The 22,111-nt window shown below is 56.1% G+C and carries 19 protein-coding genes; 8 read left to right on the plus strand and 11 right to left on the minus strand.

Annotation, left to right across the window (positions count from 1 at the left end):
- Positions 1-385: 385 nt before the first annotated feature.
- On the minus strand, positions 386-1,945 hold the full coding sequence (locus OKW35_RS30735) for a hypothetical protein (protein WP_429554028.1): 1,560 nt from the start codon (positions 1,943-1,945) through the stop codon (positions 386-388).
- A gap of 918 nt (positions 1,946-2,863) precedes the next feature.
- On the minus strand, positions 2,864-3,223 hold the full coding sequence (locus OKW35_RS30740) for a helix-turn-helix domain-containing protein (protein WP_429554029.1): 360 nt from the start codon (positions 3,221-3,223) through the stop codon (positions 2,864-2,866).
- Positions 3,224-3,380: 157 nt separating this feature from the next.
- Here OKW35_RS30740 and OKW35_RS30745 point away from each other — a divergent pair, with 157 nt between their 5' ends.
- The 5 genes from OKW35_RS30745 to OKW35_RS30765 all read left to right on the plus strand — a co-directional run bounded on the left by OKW35_RS30745 (position 3,381) and on the right by OKW35_RS30765 (position 6,322).
- Positions 3,381-3,764, plus strand: a complete 384-nt coding sequence (locus tag OKW35_RS30745; RefSeq protein WP_429554030.1) for a hypothetical protein — start codon at positions 3,381-3,383, stop codon at positions 3,762-3,764.
- 152 nt (positions 3,765-3,916) lie between these two features.
- Positions 3,917-4,600, plus strand: coding sequence for a hypothetical protein (locus tag OKW35_RS30750; protein WP_429554031.1), 684 nt, complete (start codon positions 3,917-3,919; stop codon positions 4,598-4,600).
- Positions 4,601-4,633: 33 nt separating this feature from the next.
- A complete protein-coding gene (locus OKW35_RS30755; protein ID WP_429554032.1) occupies positions 4,634-5,017 on the plus strand; it encodes a hypothetical protein in 384 nt (127 codons plus the stop codon).
- Positions 5,018-5,099: 82 nt separating this feature from the next.
- Positions 5,100-5,720, plus strand: coding sequence for an RNA 2'-phosphotransferase (locus tag OKW35_RS30760; RefSeq protein ID WP_429554033.1), 621 nt, complete (start codon positions 5,100-5,102; stop codon positions 5,718-5,720).
- Between the two features lie 311 nt (positions 5,721-6,031).
- Positions 6,032-6,322: a putative phosphothreonine lyase domain-containg protein gene (locus OKW35_RS30765; RefSeq protein ID WP_429554034.1), complete on the plus strand. Its 291-nt coding sequence runs from the start codon at positions 6,032-6,034 to the stop codon at positions 6,320-6,322.
- A gap of 826 nt (positions 6,323-7,148) precedes the next feature.
- Here the strand turns inward: OKW35_RS30765 and OKW35_RS30770 are convergent.
- The gene (locus tag OKW35_RS30770; RefSeq protein WP_429554035.1) at positions 7,149-7,895 is read right to left on the minus strand and encodes a lipase family alpha/beta hydrolase; all 747 of its coding nucleotides are present in this window, start codon (positions 7,893-7,895) and stop codon (positions 7,149-7,151) included.
- A gap of 275 nt (positions 7,896-8,170) precedes the next feature.
- Here OKW35_RS30770 and OKW35_RS30775 point away from each other — a divergent pair, with 275 nt between their 5' ends.
- Positions 8,171-8,677: a phasin family protein gene (locus tag OKW35_RS30775; RefSeq protein ID WP_429554036.1), complete on the plus strand. Its 507-nt coding sequence runs from the start codon at positions 8,171-8,173 to the stop codon at positions 8,675-8,677.
- A gap of 209 nt (positions 8,678-8,886) precedes the next feature.
- Here OKW35_RS30775 and OKW35_RS30780 read toward each other — a convergent pair whose 3' ends face one another.
- From OKW35_RS30780 to OKW35_RS30805, 6 genes are all read right to left on the minus strand, one after another.
- Positions 8,887-10,878, minus strand: a complete 1,992-nt coding sequence (locus tag OKW35_RS30780; protein ID WP_429554037.1) for an acyl CoA:acetate/3-ketoacid CoA transferase — start codon at positions 10,876-10,878, stop codon at positions 8,887-8,889.
- A gap of 225 nt (positions 10,879-11,103) precedes the next feature.
- On the minus strand, positions 11,104-11,751 hold the full coding sequence (gene maiA, locus OKW35_RS30785; protein ID WP_429554038.1) for a maleylacetoacetate isomerase: 648 nt from the start codon (positions 11,749-11,751) through the stop codon (positions 11,104-11,106).
- Complete coding sequence (fahA, locus tag OKW35_RS30790) at positions 11,748-13,130, minus strand: fumarylacetoacetase (RefSeq protein WP_429554039.1); 1,383 nt, start codon at positions 13,128-13,130, stop codon at positions 11,748-11,750. The genes maiA and fahA overlap by 4 nt, the downstream gene beginning before the upstream one ends.
- The gene (gene hmgA, locus OKW35_RS30795) at positions 13,130-14,464 is read right to left on the minus strand and encodes a homogentisate 1,2-dioxygenase (RefSeq protein ID WP_429555104.1); all 1,335 of its coding nucleotides are present in this window, start codon (positions 14,462-14,464) and stop codon (positions 13,130-13,132) included. The genes fahA and hmgA overlap by 1 nt, the downstream gene beginning before the upstream one ends.
- A gap of 146 nt (positions 14,465-14,610) precedes the next feature.
- Positions 14,611-15,567: an MBL fold metallo-hydrolase gene (locus tag OKW35_RS30800; RefSeq protein WP_429554040.1), complete on the minus strand. Its 957-nt coding sequence runs from the start codon at positions 15,565-15,567 to the stop codon at positions 14,611-14,613.
- 653 nt (positions 15,568-16,220) lie between these two features.
- Positions 16,221-17,030, minus strand: a complete 810-nt coding sequence (locus OKW35_RS30805; protein ID WP_429554041.1) for an IclR family transcriptional regulator — start codon at positions 17,028-17,030, stop codon at positions 16,221-16,223.
- 97 nt (positions 17,031-17,127) lie between these two features.
- Between OKW35_RS30805 and OKW35_RS30810 the strand changes: the two genes are divergently transcribed.
- Positions 17,128-17,961 carry an IclR family transcriptional regulator gene (locus tag OKW35_RS30810; RefSeq protein ID WP_429554042.1) on the plus strand — a complete coding sequence of 278 codons (834 nt, stop codon included), beginning with the start codon at positions 17,128-17,130 and terminating at the stop codon, positions 17,959-17,961.
- A gap of 82 nt (positions 17,962-18,043) precedes the next feature.
- Here OKW35_RS30810 and OKW35_RS30815 read toward each other — a convergent pair whose 3' ends face one another.
- Positions 18,044-19,213, minus strand: coding sequence for an MFS transporter (locus OKW35_RS30815; RefSeq protein WP_429554043.1), 1,170 nt, complete (start codon positions 19,211-19,213; stop codon positions 18,044-18,046).
- A 422-nt stretch (positions 19,214-19,635) separates the two neighbouring features.
- Here OKW35_RS30815 and OKW35_RS30820 point away from each other — a divergent pair, with 422 nt between their 5' ends.
- Positions 19,636-20,979 carry an MFS transporter gene (locus OKW35_RS30820; protein ID WP_116117925.1) on the plus strand — a complete coding sequence of 448 codons (1,344 nt, stop codon included), beginning with the start codon at positions 19,636-19,638 and terminating at the stop codon, positions 20,977-20,979.
- Between the two features lie 205 nt (positions 20,980-21,184).
- On the opposite strand, the gene OKW35_RS30825 is transcribed toward OKW35_RS30820, so the two are convergent.
- Positions 21,185-21,838, minus strand: coding sequence for an EthD domain-containing protein (locus tag OKW35_RS30825; protein WP_429554044.1), 654 nt, complete (start codon positions 21,836-21,838; stop codon positions 21,185-21,187).
- Between the last annotated feature and the right edge of the window lie 273 nt (positions 21,839-22,111).

Here is a 22,111-nt window from a genome sequence, read left to right on the forward strand (position 1 = left end):
GACTCACACCTATAGACAAATGTTTCAGCTTCCGTTTTGTAAAAATCGCTAATGCGAAAACGAGGTGATTTAGGCACTCTGTCGTATCCTTCTTCTCCATAGCCGGCTACGAGTACACCAGCACGGAAAAGGGAAACGAACGCGGACAGCTTCAGTTGCTTCGAGCGCGGAGATGCATCTATTCGAGCGAGCGCGTTGCAAATCTCCCTGGACGAAGTCAGATTTTCCGGGCACACAAATTCGTCAAAATCCGTAAATGCGTTCATGGATAGAAGTTTCTTTGCCTCATCCAAGGTCGCTACGCGGATAACTGACCAACGGTATGGGTCCGAGCTGACGGTGAAGCCTCGAGCTTCGACGGTCGCATCAACGCATATCGTTTCGCTCATATAGCCCTCGTGCGGTAGGGAGGGTATCTTTCGGCGAATTCGGCATTCTGCGCGTCTCCGTCTTGAAGCGTGCCTCGGTAATCAGAATTCGCCTGAGTCTTTGCGCGCAGTTCCTCGTTGACCTGCATTGGGGACGGGCGGCCATAGCGCTCTTGGCTTTCGGGATGATGATGACGCAGTGCCATTTGGAGGACGATTGGCCCTTCGTCATACCTCTTTAGTGTATTGGCGTAGAGGTGCCGCGGACCATGCGACGAAGTGCCATTCTCTTTTGTCGAGTCCAATCCGCACCGGGCCACTGCTCGGGCTAGCGAGCGTTCGTAGGATGCAATGCTAGCTGGCGCTCCAATGCTGCTGAGACCGTCTGCAGCTGCGCGATTTTCCTGCTCGGAAATAAAAAGAAACGGATGGTCTCCGTAGCCCAATGCTAGGCGCCTGCGCATTAGCAGCTCCCGCTGAGGCAAATAATCCTTATAGAGCTTGAAAAAGAGCTGGGCAGCCAATGGGTCCAGCGAAATCAGTGGGGCGCAGTTATCCTTCGTCAACGTAAGGGAGTTTTTCCAGCCTACGCGATAAGAGCCTGTGCCCAGAGTTCTTGGGGGTAGGCCGTAGGTGTGCAGAAGCTTCTCCTGCCGAGAACTACGGAGCGGCCTCCCGTCTAGGTCTTCGAGAAACGCAAGTCCCTTAGACGGGTGGTAGAGGAAAATTGACGCCTCGCCTGGATGTGACGGGTCTTCAACCACATCCTGCACCCAAATATGGAAAGGCTCGTGTTCTCGTAGTCCCCAATTCACCTGCAAGAGAAATATCATCATATCTCTCAAAAGGAAGTCGTCCGGGCAGTCGCCCCTGCGCCCTCTGCGAATGAAACCAATCCAAAGTACATCTTCCACAAAGGCTGCCGGGAAGGTTGGCGGACTTGCTAGCAGAATATTGTTTTGCGCCTGGCCAGGAGGGAGTTGTACGAAGTGTTCTCTGCTTGCCGGCCCGCGACCCGTTTGGATATACCCGAGCAAGCTGTATCCTTGTTTGGCGACCGCAATGGCTGAATAAATTACTCGTTCGTAAGTTGTAGGATTCGGCTTGAAAATGTCTCGCATACCTGAATCTTTAAAGTGCCATTTGCAGAAATCTTCGACTGCAGTGCAGATGCGCGACACTACGTTAGCCTTCTGTCCAATCCAATATAGGCCCAGAGGGTCAAGGCAATCTGCGTCGATTGTTCCGTCCAAAAGCGCGTCGCCAAATCCACGGAGAAGCTTTCGGTGCAGAAGGTCCGGAGATTCGAGAACATCGAGCAAAGGCACGGCGACCTGGGCGTAATCCCAATACAAGCCGACGCTTCTACAAATGCACCGTTGCCATGCCGCGCTGAATCTCGGATGAGCGTTTATAAAACTGAAGACCGGCCAATGAATTTGTGCTTCTTGTGGGCAGTTGCGCCGCCATATAACCAAAACTTGGCAGGTCCAGCCCAGGCTTCTACCAAATGATTTGGAGACTATGCAGCGTACGACCGTGTGCGATTGACCGGATAGTGAAAGAAGCGATTTCATTGCCGTCGTCCTGTCGAAAGAAAGCGTGGACGTGCTAAACCAACCGATAAATTATCAGCAGTTCCTCCGTGATGTTCTCCTCCGCTTGGTCATTTCACTCATGATAGTTTGCAGGTTCAAATCATCAAGGGCGCAAAAATCAACGCCTAGGTAATCGCAAAGTACGATTAATATGTCAGCATCCATTTGAGAAAACAAATGCACGATTTCGAAGGAAGATGCGAATAATCTTGTCCGGAAATGTATTTTGTTGTAGGGATTTTGTTGCTTTCTGAAATTTCTCCAGCAGCTGGCCGCAAACAACGGGAAGTCATTATGGGCAGTCAATGCATGACCTGCGTAGTGAGAGCTACCAAGCAATTCGCCCAACTTATTCGAGCCGTGAGAGAAAGACGGCAAGTTGCGATGGTCGCAGTTTAGACAATTAATTTTGTCAGATGAAGGGCGGTATTTAAATAATTTTACATGCGTTAATTGGTTTTACCTATATTTACAAGATAGGGGTCGTGAGGATGCGTGGTGCATAATTCCGTCCAACTCCGTCGAGTGCGGCGACTGAAACAAACTATCGACGTAAGCTTTCGACAATACATCAAACGGATTCTCGGAGGAAGCCGAGTGAAAAAATGGACGGGAGTATGTCTTGAGATAGTCGCGGAATTCATTTGCACCAACGGAGACGAACATCCTCACTAACGCACGTTTTCTCAATTGCCAGCACACTTCGCCAAAAAGGGTCGACGCGCTGGTCGTTGCCGGCAGCACCGGAATTTGGTGAGTGTTTGTGTGCAGAGCGGTGTTCTCAGAAAGGGTTGGGAGTCGTAGTTAAACGACTCGTATTGCCTCGAGGACACTGTCACTGCAGACGCGTGACCGTCGCACACCTCTCGCGGTCGAGGCATTTTCGCGAAACTGCTCTCACGTGCTTCCCGCCTTGGCTATGGCTTCTTCAAAACTATCGGTGAGCTCTTTCAGCGTGATGCCGATGGCCGCGCACCACTCACGAACTTCAATGAAGTCGAGCCGGCGCAGCCCGCTCTCGCATTTGCTGACGAACGGTTGGTCGACATTAAGCCTCGCGGCTAGCTCGCTTTGCAAGAGGCCTGCGGACTCCCTTGCCTTCCGAAGGGTGGCAAGAAAGAGACCGTACTGTTGTGTGTATATAGATTTTTCCACGGTTGGACCGAGCTGGCACAAGGCGAACAGCTTGCAGTCCAAATTCGTATATGCCAAAATAGCATATGCTAAAATCGCATATCGCAGTTTGTACGTGAACATGGTCAATGGCCGAGGCATGGATGCCCTGGCAGTCGCCTAGGCTCCCAATAGCAACTCTCGCGGTTGACTTGTTGCAACCTTGCTCATTTCGTTGGTCACTCTGATGCTATTTACTGACAGCAGTTGGGAAGAACCGCATCCCATAAAGAAGAGGCTCATGCAGCCACTTCTTCCGTGGCGCTGCGTTGGGTGGTCGGACCTCACGCTGAACTTCTTTGTCGTTGCCTCATCTGGCGGTGCGGACTGCGCGAGCCCGGATGGTTGGGTGGTGGACGGTGCCGAGGCGCTGATTGAACTGGTATTGCATCTTGGCGATGTAACCTTTTCGGTTCACCTGTTGGGTCGTAATGAGGATGACGCTTCCGTCACGCTCTGTCGAGTAAGCGGGCTGTGGCAGGAGGTTCAAGCCAAAGATTCGGACGTCGTGCACTACTGGTATTCGACCACCGCCGGAGAGACAAGACGGTGTTCGCCTGCGGCATCCGGTAGGCGTGTTAAGAGACCACGGTTAGTGAAAGTATTGAGCTTCGAAAACGGCTGAGTACGAGCGAGACTCGAAATCTGCGTCGAGCAGCAGAACGAGCTTATCCGTGAAGGCCGTACGAAGCGAGCGGCAGAGATACTGCAGCGATTTGGAAATGCAGTCTGGACACCATGCAAGCCCCAAAGGTCTCGCTCGATTAAGGAATGACCATGCCGCGACCTACGCGTGATACGAAAAAGGAAACATCGCTCAAGGACGAATGGGTGCAACATATCATCCGTCGTACTGTCGTTGCCGCCATTTTGTTTGACCCGAAAGCCGCTGAAATGCTGCTGCAAATTCCTGATGCTGCGTTGGGCCGGATGTTCAAGAACCGGCTCTGCCAAACTGCCGGCATAGCCATGGTGTACGGAATTGACTTACCTGCGCTTCAAGAGGAAGAAGAGAATCTTCGCAAGCGGGTCAAACGTGCATCGAAGCAGGCTTCCGAAAGCGACCCATTGCCCGGGTCCAACAAGTCCCACGCAGAACGTTATCCACTCGTGCTTCAAGGGAAAGTGCTTCGAACGCATGACTTCTGCAAGGCGGCCGGCATCACAGAAAAGAAGCTGGATGCGTTTATCGCTTCGAAGCGCGTGTTCCGCGTCTTCTTTGGGCCCGAAGCCTACTACCCTGCGTTTTTCCTCTCGCCCACGATTTTCCGCGGCGACTTCAGAAAAGTCATACGTATTCTTGGCAAAACCGACCCGTGGTCCATGTTCGACTTCTTCACGACGCCGATTGAGTCGCTGAACGGTGCTACGCCACTCCAACGGCTATCGGCCGGAGATATTGCGCCGGTAGTTGAGGAAGCCACGACCTTCGCAGAACAATACGCCCGACTGTTTCCATAGGCACAAGACCGCAGTTTCTTACGTCTGCTCGCCATGAAAGAACTCCTGACCTTCGCGCTCAATAACCCCGCACTTCTGGTCGTGCCGGCAGTCGGGTTCGTACTCAGCCTGGTCGTGGTGCGCATCAAAAGGAGATACGTGAATGAAGGGATTTTGTTCGGGCGCAAGCCTGCTACGGAGCGCGGCAACTGCGCATCAAAATCAGCGGAACAAGACATGAGCGCGGATAACGATATTGACCTTGAGATTGCGCTTCGCAAGCTTCATGAATTGGGCCTGGAGGACGGGGACTTGGGCTATGCCTACTGGTATCAAGTCGGAGAGCTACTGAAACGAGCGGGCGGCATGCAAGCGCAAATAGATGCGCTCAGCAAAGAGCTGGAACAGTTGCGCGGCACGCGGCAGAGAATGGATTGAAACGAGCGCAACGTCGCGGCAGCTGTGAGCTAGCTTGGCTGTACATTCTGGGTGCCCCCGCAGGCGTGTAACCTCTATAAACATGAAAGCCGATTCGCGTCTTCCAACTGACCACGTCGCGGTTAGCAGACTTCTCTCGAAGATTCTGCGCCACGAACCCGAGATAGTCGGTATCCGTCTCGACGGCCAAGGCTGGGTATCTATTGATGAGCTGATACGCGCAATAGAACGTACCGCACGTAAGGCGAGTGCGCCGAAGCGACTGAGGACATTGCCAGCAATCACGCGAGATGTCATCCTGGCGGTCGTGGCCACAAACGACAAACAGCGCTTTTCGCTATCACCGGATGGCCTGCGGATACGCGCGGCACAGGGTCACTCGATAGGCGTGGACCTTGGATATGCCGATATGGAGCCGCCGGCTGTTCTTTATCACGGCACCGCTTGGAGCAACTGGGAGAGTATTGCTGCTGATGGATTAACGCCTCAGACCAGGCACGCCGTCCATCTGAGCACAGACGTTGACATGGCAACGCGCGTAGGTGCACGCCACGGTCAACCGCTGGTTTTGGTCGTGGACGCCGCGCAGATGCACGTTGACGGGTACGCTTTCTCGCGGTCGGATAACGGCGTTTGGCTTACTCCGGCTGTGCCGGCGGCATACCTGTCAAAGTGGACGGACGACCGCGGGCCGAGCTCATGAAGCTGCGTTCGCGAGTGCAATCTCTCACTGCGAAACAGGTTCAAAGACGCGGGCTGCGTCTGGAGCGCGCGAGAGAGTTGCTACTCACTGATGTCGTGTCCGGCCTACAAGATGCGAAAGCCGGCCGTGTGAGTAGCGAGGCTGAATTTCTCCGACGGAAGGAACCAATATATGACCACACAAAGTGAGCGTTCCATCGGCGAGCGAGCATCTGGGGCTGCGGAGAGACCATCCGAAGACCTCAGCCGGTCATGGCACATGAGCAAATCCCCTAGCTGCGGCATATTTTTCTCGGGTCCGACGACAGGTAAATGGGCATTTTTGTGCCTTCGTCCGATGTCGACCTCGCATGGACCAAAGTTAGAGTCGCCGTCGAGGAAGATACGCTTTTGTGTGCCAAGGTGTCCACCGCTCTGCGTAGCATGGGCCGCGATGGGCACGTCATCTGTGTCTACACGCGCGATTGGGCCGATAGGCAGTACGTCATGCGCGCCCGCGCAGTGTTGCAGTCACTGGGATTCGTGAAGGAACGCGGCTACAAGCGTGACATTGATACTCGGAGAAGGAAATACGGCCCCGATGAGTGGCACTTGCGCGCGTAGTCTGCAACAGTCATGGAGGAACGAATGACGGACCGACGTGTGCCTGATGATTTTCCGAGAGAGCCGGACCCAGGTGCTGTAACCGGGGTTCAACCAAAACTTCTCGTTCGCGAAGTCGACGGGCGCTATCAAAGCGGTCCCACCGAGGAGCAACTGTGGGTGCGGTCGACATCTCGTTGTAGGCTTTGCGTCCGGGACCATACCGAAGCTGCCGACGAATCTTGCGTTACTTAAATCGGCGAGTCTTATCGGAGTGGATGTCCGGCATTTTATCGGCGCTCACAAACAGGAGGCGCTTGCCGCGGCCGGCGCGTTGTTCCAGCAATTTGCGAATATGTCGCTGCAGCCCGTGACGTACATCGAGCATTCATTGGACGAGGCCCAACAAGCATTTGCGATGCTCGCTGAGCGGAGCAGACTTGGCAAAGTTCTGGTCGAACCATAGGTAGTTATCAAGGCGTGCTGAAGGCCTCGGTTGTCAAAGAGTCAGTCGAGCGCCTCGCGGCCAGCGGGGCGCCCATTCGTGTTCCCTTAGGCCAGGACCGATTCCCAGTCCCATGCATTCGAATCGCTTTGATTGTGGAGCGACCACGATTTGTCGGCAACTCCTTTCGACTTGTCGGAGTACGCGCTGACCAGCTTGAGACCGTCACGGTCGCAACGTGGATGTTTGGATTTCGCATTGGCCGATGGCGTCTGCGAGACAGTTTTCGGACCGCGCAGCCAATGCCACCTGGTAGTCGCCGGGGACTCTTGTGCGCTTGCATAGAGTCAATTTCAAGCTGGAACAACCTCCTTAGCCTGTTGGGAAGTCGCATTCGAGAAACTATTGACCTGCGGCCCGCATTATCGCCTGCCCAGGACCGTCACGATGCTGGGCGAGGAGGCCCGCCACCACGCGTAGCACTTCCGGATGCTGGACCATGCCCAGATGGCTCACGTCTTCCACTTCGATGTTGCGGTGGTTTGTTGACCCGGTCGACACGCATGCTTCCCACGCAACAATGCCGTCCGTCTTCGAGTAGACCGAAGCCCATGGGACAGGCACATCGGCATCGGAGCGGCGCGTTGAAACCTGGCTCATTGGAGCAATGCCGCTGCTGAGCATGTTCAGCAGCCATCCGACGTGGGTGGCTTCCCAGTTGTCGGCAACAGGTGTAGCCAGCGTGATGACCTGGCGCACAAGTTCTGAATGTTTCGCCGCTAACTCACGGGCGTAGATACCTCCATAGCTCCAGCCGACCAGGGAGACCGAACTTCGATGCCACGCATGTATCTGCTTCAGATGGTCACCCAGGCGTTCGAGCATTAGGCCATGGTCGGCACCTGGCCCGAAATTGACACCTTGTTCCCAATCGTGAACTTCGTATCCCACTTGCTGCAGACGATTGCGCAGGTCCGACGTCGCGGCCCCGTTGACACCTAACCCGGGGAACACCAGTACCGGATGACCGTCGCCCGGCGGCAATGGGACAGAGAGGGGAGCCATGCCGGCAATGTAGTCGGCTGCCGCGCGAAGCGGTTCAAGAACAAAAAGTGTTGCTGACGGCGGCGTGAGTTCAACGCGTTTCATTGCATCTCCAAGAGCGCGAGTTCGTGCGACACGTCAGTATGCACCAAGATTGCTGCGGCGCAGCATGAATTTGAAGTTGTCATAGCGGGAGGCCACCTTGCTGCAGGAGCTATCTTGCTACGCTGTACTGAAGCGGGAATGAAGGCAAGTCACAAAAGACGATGGGCAAAATAAGAATTTGACTTCACTAGAATTGCAGCTATCATGAAACCGAATTGCTGCACCGCAGCATGTGAACGGGGCGACATCCGGCCCTGCCTTTTTTGGAGTCGAATATGACCAACCTCATCCCCGAACAAACGATTGTTGCATCCAAGGCAAGCGTCGACACAGCCTTCGGTCTGGCGAGCAAGGTTTTTCAAGGATTCGAAAAGCTCGTTGAACTCAATGCGCAGACGGTCAGGACGACGCTTGCCGAGGCGCAAGGTTTCGCTGCCAAGTCGCTCACTAGCAATGCGCCGCAAGCAGCGTTTGCAGTTGAGGAAGACCAGCTACGCGCCGGTTTTCAGAAGACTCAGGCCTATTGGACACACGTGAAGGAAATTGTGTCGAGCATCCAGGCTGAATTCACAGCGGTGGGCAAAGCGGTCATCAAGCAACCTTCATTTGACGCGAAGGCGTGGTTCGACAACATGTCGAAAAATGCATTGCCGGGCAGCGACGCGTTTCTGGCCGTCTGGAAGTCGGGTCTGGGCGCGGCGAACCAGTCTGCTAGCGCGGCGTATGCAACTGCCACGAAGTCGGCTACAAAGACTGTCAAAACCGCGGTCAGCGAAGCGTAGTATTCGCTCGTGCCTGGAGACCTTAACACTGGCGCGAGAAAGTCTGCGAGTGAGCGCGACAATGAAGCTCCAGGTCGAGTAGCAGGGGAAGAAGTCCCGGTCTTCGGACCGAGACTCCCAAAACAAAACGGGGAATAGCATCCTGCGTGTGCGAAGTCTTAGCGCATAAGCCTGGCGGTCCAGACACCCGAAGAAACGGCTGGCAGCAATTAACGCGACATGTACGCCGTCACCTCTTCGGGAGTTTCGTAGATATAGGTTGCGACATTGCGACGTTGCAGCGCGTCACCTAGTTTCATCCGGAGAAAGCTGCTCGTGGTGTATCGGGTCACATCCGAGTAAAAGCGGGAGACGAGCCCGGTCACCATATCCGAATAAGCGTCGATGACCTCCGGAGTTATCGAAAAGTTGTCATAGTTCACGATAGCGTGGGGACGTACCTCGAGTCCGGACAGAGCCAATTCAACCTCGGAGCGAATAGCCTCCACGTCCTCTTCAGTCGCGACCTTGTGCCCTTCCAAGTTGATGAAGAACATGTTTTTATCCGCGTCGTAGCTGAAGCGCTCACGAAGTCGCAATCGCAGAAGCACGCTTCGCAGTCCCATCGGCTTGCTTTCGAAAATACGGGCGTCCATGAGGCGCGGCGGCGACTTCATGATGGGTGCGAAGCCCATCTGTGAAATGATGTCCCTCTGCAAGTCGACTCCTGGCGCAATTTCCACGAGTTCAAGGCCGCCCGGACTCAGAGAAAAGACACAGCGTTCCGTAATGTACAGAACAGGCTGGTGGCGCTCATTCGCGTAGCGACCGCCGAACGTGCGATGCTCCACCTCGTCCACGAAATTCCGACAGACGCTGTCCCGAAGAATTGTCAACCGACCGTCTTTGATACTCACATCGAGGTTGCCGGCGTTAAACGTGCCGAGAAAAACCACCTTCTTCGCGCTCTGAGAAATATTGATGAAGCCGCCCGCACCTGCCAGCTTCGGCCCGAACTTGCTCACATTAATGTTGCCTTCGCGGTCAACCTGAGCCAGTCCGAGGAATGCAATGTCCAAGCCGCCGCCGTCATAGAAGTCGAACTGGTACGGCTGGTCAATGATGGCGTCAGTATTGGTCGCGGCGCCAAAATTCAGTCCACCCGCAGGTATCCCGCCGATGACGCCAGGCTCCGTCGTCATCGTGAAGAGGTCGCACACCTTCTCCTCGTTGGCGACGCTCGCTATGCCTTCCGGCATCCCAATTCCAAGATTCACCACGCTGTTAGCCATCAGCTCGAACGAGGCTCGTCGCGCTATGACTTTCCGCTCCGTCAACGACATCGGGGCAATCGAGCCAGCCGAAACGCGAAGCTCGCTTGCGAAGCCTGCACTGTACGGTTCGGCAAAGGTCTGCCAGTGATTTTCGGGCTTCGCGACCACAACACAATCGACCAGAATGCCGGGTATCTTGACCTGTCGAGGATTCAACGTGCCAGACTCTGCAATTCGCTCTACCTGAACTATCACGATGCCACCGGAGTTACGTGCGGCCATAGCGATTGAAAGCGACTCGAGGGTGAGCGCTTCCTTCTCCATCGTTACGTTCCCGTTTGCGTCGGCCGTGGTGCCGCGCACGATAGCGACATCGATGGGGAATGTCTTGTACAGAAGACATTCAGCCCCGTTGACAGATGTGAGGCTCACCAAATCTTCCGTCGTTTTGTCGTTGAGCTTACCGCCGCCGTTTCGAGGGTCCACGAACGTACCGAGTCCGACTGTCGACAGGTGGCCAGGACGATGCGCCGCGATGTCTCGAAACAGCTGTGAAATTACGCCTTGCGGGAGGTTGTAGGCTTCGATGTGGCCTTCGACAGCCAAGCGTTGAAGCTTCGGCACAAGCCCCCAATGGCCACCGATTACTCGCCGAACAAGTCCTTCGTGAGCTAGGTGATTCAGACCTCTCCCGGCGCCATCGCCCTGACCACCCGCATAAACGAGCGTTAGGTCTCGAGCCACATCCGTGCCGCTCTGGCCTGAGTCAAGAAACAGCTGCTCCAGCGCGACCGCAACTTCCTCTGCGAAGCCTATGCCAACAAATCCACCAGTTGCGACGGTGTTGCCGGGACGAATCAGCCTGACGGCCTCTTGTGCACTGACGATTTTGCCGCGCGCGACGTTGCTTGTCGCCGTGGGAAATGGATGTTGGAAGCCTGCGGTCATGATGTCTCCAAACTGCACCATGGAGCGCGCAGCTCCGGCGCTATCTATTAGTTAGGACTTGCTGAAACTTAACCACGCGCTCTTGTCTGCTTTTTATTGTTGAATCATCTAGTACGTGCGGTCTGCGTCTGGGAAGACCGCGGCCCACACGCCCACAACCGAATTTTGCCTGATTGGTTGGCTATTGGTTGACCCCGCGCCCGCAAAAAACGTTGCGACACCAGTTCAACCTTCCGCATCCGGTTGGTTTGAGGGTTCCGCATGTTTGAACGCGTTTAGAGCCATCGCATTGTTGGCAAAGCGATTCAGCGTCGGATAGGAATCCAAGGGTATGTCGAATCGTCGTGCATTCCAAATTTGCGGAACCAAACAAATGTCGGCGACTGTCGGCGTGTCGCCGAACGCGAAGTCTCCAACGCGCTTTTCGACCGTGAGGCGAGCCTCCAAAGAGCCGAAGCCGACGTCAATCCAATGCCTGTACCACTGTGACTTCTGCTCGTCCGATATACCGAAGTTGGTCTTCAGGTATTTAAGGACGCGCAGGTTATCGACCGGGTGAATTTCGCATGCGACCTGTAGGGCAACCGAGCGTACATAAGCACGGTCCGCAGCGCTCCTTGGAAGGAGCGGTGGTTCGGGATGTACTTCATCAAGATATTCAATTATTGCCAGAGACTGCGTTAGAACTTCGGGTCCGTCCTCAAGAGCAGGGACGATACCGTCGGGGTTCACCAGGCGGTATTCCGGCGCGAGCTGTTGACCGCCATCTTTCAAAAGATGGACGGCTTCATACTGAAACTGTAGTTCCTTTAAAGCAAGCGCAATACGAACTCGATAAGATGCCGAGCTCCGAAAGTAGCTATACAGCTTCATTCGCTATCCTCCGAGCTTGGGACCCCAAGCGCGGGCAAGATGGTGCCGAAACATGAACCGAACCCGACCCGATAGCCGTCGCCTTGGCACCAGCCAATCAGAGTCAATTCGTCGCCATCCTCGATAAAGCCACGTGTTTCACCGTTATCTAGCTTGAGCGGGGATTGTCCGTTCCAAGTGAGCTCGAGCAAACTTCCGAAAGTCCCAATTTTGTCATCGGTCGATTCAGATTTTGGTCCACTGATAGTTCCGGAACCAAGCAAGTCACCGACACGAGTGTTGCAGCCTGCGGAAGTGTGGTGCACCAGCTGCTGCGCCATCGACCAATACATATGCTTGAAGTTGGTCTTGGCGATAGTCGTTGGCGACGTAGCGGACTGCGGCTTCAGCTGTACCTCAAGATGCAGGTCGACTCCAGCGCGCGTAGCTCCGCGGAGGTAAGACAGAGGCTTCGGCTCTTGCGGGGGTTGTTCGACTCGGAACGGTTCCAGTGCTTCCATGGTGACCACCCACGGAGAAATGGTTGTCGCGAATCCTTTCGAATTGAACGGTCCAAGCGGTTGGTACTCCCACTGCTGGATGTCGCGCGCGCTCCAGTCGTTAAGAAGGACCATGCCGAAGATATGACCGTCGGCGTCGGTTGCACTGATAGTCGAGCCGAGCGCGTTGCCCACGCCCACGAAAAAGCCCGTTTCCAGTTCGATGTCGAGCTTACGACAAGGTCCAAAAGTGGGACGTTCAGCGTTCGGCTCTTTGCGTTGGCCGTTCGGTCGACGAATGGGCGTACCACTGACGACCACAGACGACGCTCGCCCGTTATACCCGATAGGAATCTCGAGCCAATTCGGCATCAACGCGTTTTTCGGGTCGCGGAACATCGCGCCGACATTCGTCGCATGTTCTCGGGATGAGTAGAAATCGGTGTAACCAGGTATATCGAAGGGGAGGTGCATGACCACATCGCTTTGGCGCACGAATGCTCGCTCTCGCAACTCTGGGTCGTCCCGGAGCGTCGCGTTGTCTGCAGACAGTAGCGTCGAGAGCTGAATCCGGATGCTGGTCCACGCGGCTTTTCCCAAGGCTACGAAATCATTGAGGCGCGCCTGACGAAAGACGCTCTTGGGGTGGCCGGCATCATCGGTGACAACATGTGGCACGGCAATCAGCCCTGCAGCTTCGATGACCGACAGGTCGATAATCAGGTCTCCAATTGCAACGCCGACCCGGCCTGCACTTGACTTGCCATCCGAGAAAACTCCGAAAGGCAGGTTCTGAATGGGGAAATCTGTGCTGGCGCGGTTCGCCGACTCTACCCAGCTTTTGAGGTCTGAGCTCGTTGTTCTACGCAGCATTAACGTGTCTTCTGTATTGGCAGGCATCACTTGACGTCCGGTTTGAAGTTGTTTCCGAGGCCCTGCCAGCATTCAAAATACTGTGCCTGCAACTGCGAGGTTTCCAGAGCGAACTGAGTCGGCTTGATGAGATTGCGCGTCTCAAACATGAAAGCCATGGTCGAATCGACCTTCATTGGCTGCGTCGTGTCAGACACCGATGCCTTTTCAAACGTGCCAGCGTCGGGACCATGTCCCGACATACAGTTATGGAGGCTGGCGCCACCCGGCGCAAAACCTTCGGCTTTGGCATCGTACTCGCCATGAATCAGCCCCATGAACTCGCTAGCGAAATTCCGATGGAACCAGGGCGGGCGGAAGGTGTCTTCGGCGGCAAGCCACCGAGGCGGGAAGATGACGAAATCGACAGTGTCAACGCCGGGCGTATCACTCGGTGAGTGCAGCACCAGAAAGATTGACGGGTCCGGATGGTCGAAGCTTATCGAGCCAATGGTGTTGAAACGTCGCAGGTCGTATTTGTACGGCGCGTAGTTGCCATGCCAGGCGACCACGTCCAGCGGCGAGTGACCTATGTCTGCGCGCCAGAGATGGCCGTTAAGTTTCGCTACGAGTTCAAAATTGCCTTCACGAATTTCATACGCTGCCTGAGGTGTCAGGAAGTCGCGCGGGTTGGCGAGACCGTTCGAACCGATGGGTCCGAGGTCAGGTAGGCGTAGCAGCGCCCCAAAGTTTTCGCAGATGTATCCGCGCGCTTTGCCATCTGGCAGCTCGACGCGGAAGCGTACGCCACGCGGGATTACTGCAATTTCTTGCGGCTCGATGTCCAGAAGGCCGAGTTCTGTCGCAATGCTGAGGCGACCTTCTTGCGGAACAATCAGCAGTTCTCCGTCAGCGCTGTAGAAGAACCGGTCCGTCATCGACCGGTTCGTTGAGTACATGTGGATGGCACATCCCGACATCGCATCCGCCGAGCCGTTGCCCGCCATTGTGACCAGACCGTCAACGAAATCTGTCGGCGTTTCCGGCATCGGAAGCGGGTCCCAGCGCAACTGATTGGGAGGAGTCGGTGGTACGCGTGAAAAGTCGCTGACCAGTCTGCTGCTCTCGAGTGGCGTGAATGGCATGTGAACCGCTGCCGGTCGCACGCGATACAACCATGAACGACGGTTGTGGGAGCGAGGTGCAGTGAAGGCCGTGCCCGAGAGTTGTTCTGCGTACAGGCCGTAGGGAGCACGCTGGGGTGAATTCCGACCAACGGGAAGCGCGCCAGGGAGTGCCTCGGTGGCGAACTCACTGGCAAATCCCGACTGATAGCCATCTGGATGAGCAGAGAACGCAGACGCGGACGATGCGCGTTCCAATGCGGTGTTGCAGAACGTGCCGCCCTGAACAGGTTCACGGCGGCTTGATGTGTCTCGCGTCGGCTGTTGCACTTTGATGTCTCCAGATTGGACTTGTCGTTGCAGCCTGCGTGCTCCTGATGCTCGCAGGCTGGCGCGGGAGCCGGTCAACCCTCGAGGGTTTCCCACATTTCCTTATCGCGCTGAGCAGTCCAGATACGTGGGTCCGGGTACTGCGTCGCTTCGTCGTGTGCCCGTGTGACGTCGAACGGCATGCAGTGGTCAAAGATGACCCAGTCGCCGAACTTCGGCTTCAGCGTGGCGTAGGTTTCTTTGTAAATGGCGTTCAGGTCTTTGCCTTCGCTGGCACCAGACTTGACCTTGCTGTAGAGCTCGCTGACGAAAGCGCGAGTTCCAGCCAGACCGTCGGCAACTTCCTGCGGCGTCTTGAGAGCAGCGCCTCGGCCGGGGACGAGCTTTTCAGGCTTCAGCGCAGCGATGGCATCAAGGGTGGCCGGCCAATCCTGAAAATACGCGTCGCCGGCATACGGCGTTGCGCCGTACTCGACCAGGTCACCGGAAAGAAGCGTCTTTTCCTGCGGCAGCCAGACTACGGTATCGCCCTTCGTGTGCCCGCGACCAAGCTGCAGGATTTGAACTTCGAGCTTGCCCATCCAGAGCGTCATCTTTTTCTGGAACGTAAGGGTCGGCCACGTGAGACCCGGCACCGATTCGACCGCATTGAAGAGACGCGGGAAGCGCTCAATCTCGCTCTTCATATCCTGCTCACCGCGTTCGACGATGAGGTCGTAGGTGTCCTGGCTGGCGATGATTTGCTCAGGTTTATAGGCCGACGCACCGAGCACCCGGACAGCGTGATAGTGAGTCAGCAAAACATACTTGATGGGCTTGTCGGTGACTTCGCGGATGCGGCGGATGACGTCCTGAGCCATCACGGGCGTCGCCTGTGTATCGGCCACGAGCACGGCATCGTCCCCAATGATGATGCCGGTGTTCGGGTCGCCTTCAGCGGTGTACGCGTAGGCATGTTCGGAAAGCTGCTCGAACGTGACTTTCTTTTCTTCAACGTCCGCGTGGGAAGCAAACTTCTTTTCTGTCGCCATGGTCGGAGACCTCTACAGGAGTAATTGAAGGGACAGGGTGGGTTTTATCCAGCGACCCTGACGTTGAAGTTTATTATGCATAAGCGAACACAGTCGCATATAGATAATTTCCCGTACACCTTAAACTGTCCCCAAAACCTGGGCTGCCAGTCCTGCTTGCTCTCTGCAATCACAGACATCCGAAGCACGCTGGTATATGGGGGCGCTGGCTGCCGACGAGCGGCGGAAGCGGGGACGAACTGGCGCGACGCTAAGACGCAAGCGTGGATTCATTTCGTGTGATTGTCGGACGGCACACTTGCGTCGGTGAATGTGTTCGGTAATGGGAGGGCGCGTTGCGGCGAAATACCGTGAGGCCGACACGCGTGTTGCTTGTTCTTGGCGGCCAAGTGGGCCGACATGCCACACTGATATGTGCTCGCGTCAGGGCTTCTGTGTTTCGAAGGGTTTCAGAGAGGTGGCCGCGCAAGTGAGCCCAGGTTTTCCAGGCTCGCCTGCGCAATTGGCATCAAAGCGCTGCAGGGATTTGAAGGGGGCTTGCGGGAGCGCCGCCAGCGCGCGTTGGAAAGGTCCCAAGTCGCTGACTGGCGACGCCCGAGGCAGCCGCGAATTGTCTTCGCATTTCTCGGGCGTTGCTGCCGCATCGCGATGAACTAGGCCTCGTCGCCCGGGATGGCCGAGTAGCCTAGTCGGTAGGACAGGTCCAGTGTGGTCTGGCGCAGGGTCAACGCAAGTTCCCCGTCCCAACTTGTATCGAACGTACCTGCGGGCCCAACGAGAGTGATGGCGAGCGCTATGGACCCCGTGAACAGGAATACAGGTGCCGCGATAGCATTTACACCCGGCAAAGGATGGCCCGAAGTTCGCGTCATGCCTTCCTCGCGAATCTTACGATACTCCTTGAACAGCTCCTGCTTTTCCGTTGTCTTCAGTGCGGTTGCACCGCTGAGCCGTATGTTCTCGTCTGCGAGAGCCTTCTGAACCAAGGACTCTGGCATATACGCGCCGAAAAGTCGTCCGGTTGCCGTGTTGACGAGCGACATGACCGTGCCGACTCGCAAGGTGAGATGCAGCGGATACGAAGGGTCTTCCTGCCTGACGACGACCGGTCCGTTTGGCCCCCAAGTCGTCAAAAAAACGCTTTGTCCCGTTTTCGAGGCTAGAGCCAATACGTCTGCCTCGGCTTCGCGCAGAGGATTCAGTCGTTGCAGTCCGTACAGGCCAAGCCGCAGCGCCAGGGCACCTGGGGCATAATCGCCTGACGGTTCCATTCGCTGTACCAGTTGAAGCTTGATGAGGCTGACCAGATACGGGAAAAGTTTGGCGGGAGACATGCCGGTGACCCGCGAAATCTCTTTGAGCGGCATGGGCGAGTCAGATTGTGTGAGTGCCAGCAGAATTTCGCTGCCCACTTCAACTGACTGGATTCCCCGCTGGGCTTTTTCGGTGCTTTCGGTGTCCATTTGCGTATCTTGTCGGATTCAGAATCCAAGTGCCTTACGGTGACCAAGAAGCCGGTAAAATCGGCGAAACATAATGTGTTCGTGCACAGAGGATTGCATGGTAACGAAGCAGCGGGCAAAAGAAAATCCGGAAAGCCTCGATTCAAGTGCCCGAAAGGAGCAACGCGGCATTCAGAGCATGGAAGTTGGTGGCCGCTTCCTTCAGTATCTCGCGGACGCTGGCGAACCAGTGACACTTGCGGAGCTCAGCGCGCGCAGCGGCATTCCCACGAATCAGGTGTTCACCTATATGGTGAGCCTGCTTCGTACCGGCCTCGTCAAACGGGACCCCGTCACCTCGCGTTTCGAGCCAGGGCCTTTGTCTCTCCGCATGGGGTTGCATGCGCTTCGCATGGTGCCCGCAGTCCGTAATGCAATGCAGCCTTCCACCGACCTTGCGACGCGCGTCGAGCAAAGTGTGCTTCTCGCCGCGTGGGGAGACCGCGGTCCAACCGTTCTGCAAAGCATCGAGCCGGCCGCCTCGCTGCATGCAGGTGTTCACGTCGGCACGGTTATGTCCCTCACGCATTCGACGACTGGCCGCGTGTTTGCTGCATACAAGCAGAGTTCCACGCTCGACGAGCTCGTCGGGGCGGACTTCGGGTCGCAAACGCCTGATGGCGAGCGTCTGACCATCACGCAGTTCGACGCCATTCTGGCGGATATTCGAAGGCGAGGAGTCGCGCGAGGAGAAGGTATGCCGATTCCAGGAATCAACAGCATCAGCGCGCCGGTTTTTGACAACAACGGAGAGATTGTTCTTGTTTTGACGCTCTTCGGCGTTGCCGCGAATTTCGACGTTTCCTGGAAAGGCCCGCTGGTTACCAGTCTTCTTGCGACCACCAAGCTGTTGACCGAACAGAATTCCGCGCCGACGGTACCGGCCGTCTAGGCACGCCTGTTCCATCTGGTTTGCCGTGCGCTTCCTTTGCCAGCTCGCGGCCACCCTAGGTATCTCCTCCGTCGGCATTCCGCTAGGTCCTCGCCAGCTGTGCGGTTTGGCGAGAAACCAGCGACGAAAACACGACTGCGACTAGAAAAAGGCCGAAAGCACAGCCTATAAAAACGGGCGGCGCTGAAAATCTGTCGATGAACCACGCAGCGCAAGCAACGCCTAGTGATTGCCCAAAGAAAAGAAAGCACGAAAAGAGTGACACGGCGGTTCCGCGGGCGCTCGGTGCCATCTGCGTGGCATGGGTCTGCAAGGTGTTGTGCAAAGCGTAGAAGCCAAACCCAGCCATGAAGCAGGCGGGCAATGCGAGCAACCAGGTGTTGAGAAGCGCGAGTCCACCATATGACACTGCGAGACAGACACCGCCAAGCCTCGCCAGATTGGCTTCCCCCAAGCGACGGACCAAGAGGCGGGCGCATCGGCTGTACGTTAAACCGCCTACCCCATAAAGAGCCACAATCGCGCCCGCCCTCGACATCGGAAGTTCGAATGTCCCGTGTAGATAGGTCGGGATGAACGAGAGCGCGCTAAACGCGAGCGAGCCTTCGATGAAGGTAACGAGGAGCACTGTTCGAGCCCAAGGAATCGCCAACACCTCAAAAGCACGGTACGCGAAACGGCCGGGCGTCGACTTGCGCGTCATGTCCCACGAATTGACTTCTCGCAAGACGAAGAGCCCCGCAACCAGATAAATCAGGGCCAGTGAGGCAAACGAGATTCGCCAGGCAGCCGCGTCGGCGAGCAATGCCCCTAGCCACTGACCGGCAATCATCCCGAAAACTGTCGCGCCGAGCAGCCGCGCAAGGATTTCTTGACGCCGTTCATAAGGCACTGTGTCGCCAATCCACGCCATAGTTAAAGGCACGATTCCCGCGGCAGCAGCCCCGGACAAGACCCGGGCCGCTACCAATTGGCCCATATGAACGGACAATGCTGCACCAAGGTTTCCTACCGTGCAGGCCAGCGTGGTCAGCGCGATTACGCGGATTTTTCCAAACTTGTCTCCCAAAGGCCCGAAGACAAGTTGCGTAAGGCCGTATGCGAGGGCGAATCCTGAAATTGCGAGGGCGGCGTGCCCCATGTTCACACCAAACTCCGCCTGCAGTGACGGTAACAGCGAATCGCAGACCCGCATTGACGCCATGCTGGCAAAGCAGCACGCGCTCAGAAGCCACAACATTCTCGCGGACAAACCGGTCTCCTTAACGATGCAATCGCTGTACGTAGCAGCTCACTCGTGCTTTATTATATATACGCAAACGTATGAGCGTAAAACAAAACGTGCTTGGTGGCGCTGCGGGCCGCCAGGCAAAGCGAATTCGAGGCAAGGGCGGCCAATTCGAACTTGCCGGTCTCGGCCTGTGCGACATCTGACGAACCAGTCGCAGGCACGTTAGGTGTTTACCAGCACTTCGAAGCCGTTCGCGGTCCAGAAGGACCCAGATAGGTACAAACGAGAATTATATATGTGCGAAGTGCAGCGTTAATATGTAATAAAGAAGCGTGGACCTGCCATGGTGCGGTTACCTTCTGAGTGGGTTGGCGGTCAGTGAGGTGGCGTAGGTGCCTCGACTGACAGCGGACCACAACTGAAAAACTGCACTGGAGTTTCTGATGACAACGCGAAGTTCAGTCGGCACGGTCCCTGCACCGACGAATCCCCCATCTGTCGGCACATCGGATGACACCTTGTTTCGCAAAGTGACGCTGCGAATCATTCCGTTTCTCTTCTTCTGTTACGTCATTGCAATCCTGGACCGGAACAACATCGGGTTCGCTCAGTTGCAGATGAAGCACGACCTTTCCTTCACTGACGCCGCGTACAGTTTGGGCGCAGTGTTCTTTTTTGTCGGGTACGTCCTCTTCGAAGTGCCCAGCAACATACTCTTGCATAAGTACGGAGCCAGGAAGACCTTCGCACGAATCATGGTGTTGTGGGGCGCGTGTTCGGTGGTGATGGTCGCGGTATCCAACAGCACGCAGTTTTACGTCTTACGCTTTCTTCTCGGTGTATTCGAGGCCGGCTTCTTCCCAGGCATCGTTTTATATCTGACGTACTGGTTCCCGGCACGCCGTCGCGCAGGAGCGCTATCCGTCTTTTATGCTGGTGTCGCCGTCGCCGGTGTGCTTGGCGGTCTGGTCTCTGGCTGGATTATGCGCGGCATGGATGGGGTCCATGGTGTCCACGGGTGGCAGTGGATGCTGGCCATCGAGGGTGCTCCCGCAATCCTGCTGGGTGTTATCGCATTCTTCTTCTTGAAGGACAGGCCGTCCGCTGCACCGTGGCTTAGCGCAGGTGAGAAGCGGCGGTTGGAAGACGTGCTGGCGAACGACGGAAAGCCTGCTGAGCATAGCCATTCCCTGCTTGCGGCAGTGGGTAACCCGTACGTCTATGTGTTCGCGTTTGTGTACTTCTGCCTGACCTCGGGCATCCTCCTGTTGCTATTCTGGATGCCGACGATGATTCGCGAATTCGGAATTACCGACATCGTTCAGATTAGTCTGTACTCGGCAATCCCGAATGCAATCGGCGCTGTGGGCGTGATTTTGATTGCTCGTCGTTCTGACCGACGCAACGAACGCAAATGGCATTTCATCGTCTGTGGCGCTGGCGCCGCTGCGGCGCTCGCGCTACTGACTTCGCATGGCCTGGGCTTCGCACTATCCATGGCGCTCTTGACTGCGGCGGCCGTATTTATTTACGCGGCTCATCCCATCTTCTGGTCTGTGCCCGCTAGCTTCTTTCGCGGTTCCAGCGCTCCTGCGAGCATCGCGCTGGTCAGCACTATCGGGGTCACCAGCGGAACCATCACCCCGTATCTAATCGGTCTTATCAAGACCTACACTGGAAGCATGAACAACGCGTTCTATTTCATTGCATTCATGCTGCTTCTTGCCTGCACAGCGATGTTTTTTGCGTTACGGTCCGACCGGGCGAGGAATCTGCATAAAGCGTGAGCTGAGCGCCGAAAATGAGATGCACCGGGCGCTCGGAGCTTCAGCGCCCGTTTTGTTTTTTTGGTACGGGCTGACGGTGCGGTTTCGTAGCAATTTCCGAATCGCAGCGCGCTATGGTTTCCGTAGAGAGAGGGGGCGACGCGCCCACCAAACCGGCTACCGGTCTGAAATGGTTACCCGCATCCGATGCCGACGACCATTCGGATTACCTGACCACGAGCGGGTTGATAAGGTACGCAGCCGCACGGTCGGCTAAGCCGTCAATGCTTTGCACGAGGCTGCTCTCAACTCGAAACGCGTCATGCGCTTCCGCAAGATTCTTGAACCACAGCGCGGCAAGCACGGTGGGCACAACCGGCTCTGCCCAAAGGCGTTCACGTTTCGCGCTTCTGGTCGTCCAATTGAGCGATGTTGTCGCCGGCGTCGGTTGTCCCTCCTCGGATTCGACGATTACCTTCTCGAACTCGATTCGTGAGACACCTGCCCTTAGAGCAGCGACGAGGATGACCTTCACGCCTGTTTGCTCTTTGGCTTCATCCTCGTGGTCGACCACGCAGAGCGTCCATCCACGCAGGAAGTTTGGCTCGTCTTCAGGAATGTGTCGACTCCCGACCGCGGAACGTTGCGCTTCGGACATGAGTTCATCGCTTTCGAAGTAGAGCTCGACGATGCCATCGACATCAAAACATCCAGAACCACCTCCGGACTTCCAGAGGGTTTTCTCGACCCTGTTTTGCGTGTATTTCGCAATGCCATCCATGCACAAAGCGAGTTGAGCATGACAGCCAGACCAGTACGCACGAAAGTCGCTTACCGAAGTGCCTTCTTTGCGCGCCAGCAAAGTCATACGTTTAATCATGTCGTCTCCAGAGTAGGTGAAGCAAACGGTACCGGCGACAGACCGTCGGGTAGCCGGAAATTCGATGACAAAGGTGGCGAGCGCAGCGCCTGCGCACAAGGCCGCCAACCGCATCCAAGCGGAAGGGCACAAGCCTTTCCCATGGAGTCCTCAATTTACATCCGAGACGATGGAATCCGGCATAGGGATTGTACGTACGCAAATATATACGCGTATATGTAATTACGGCGTATGATTTGACCATGGCCCAGAAGACGGGGATGGATTATGAGG

This window comes from Paraburkholderia sp. MM5477-R1, from assembly GCF_050436385.1.
In the GTDB taxonomy this organism is placed as follows: domain Bacteria; phylum Pseudomonadota; class Gammaproteobacteria; order Burkholderiales; family Burkholderiaceae; genus Paraburkholderia; species Paraburkholderia tuberum.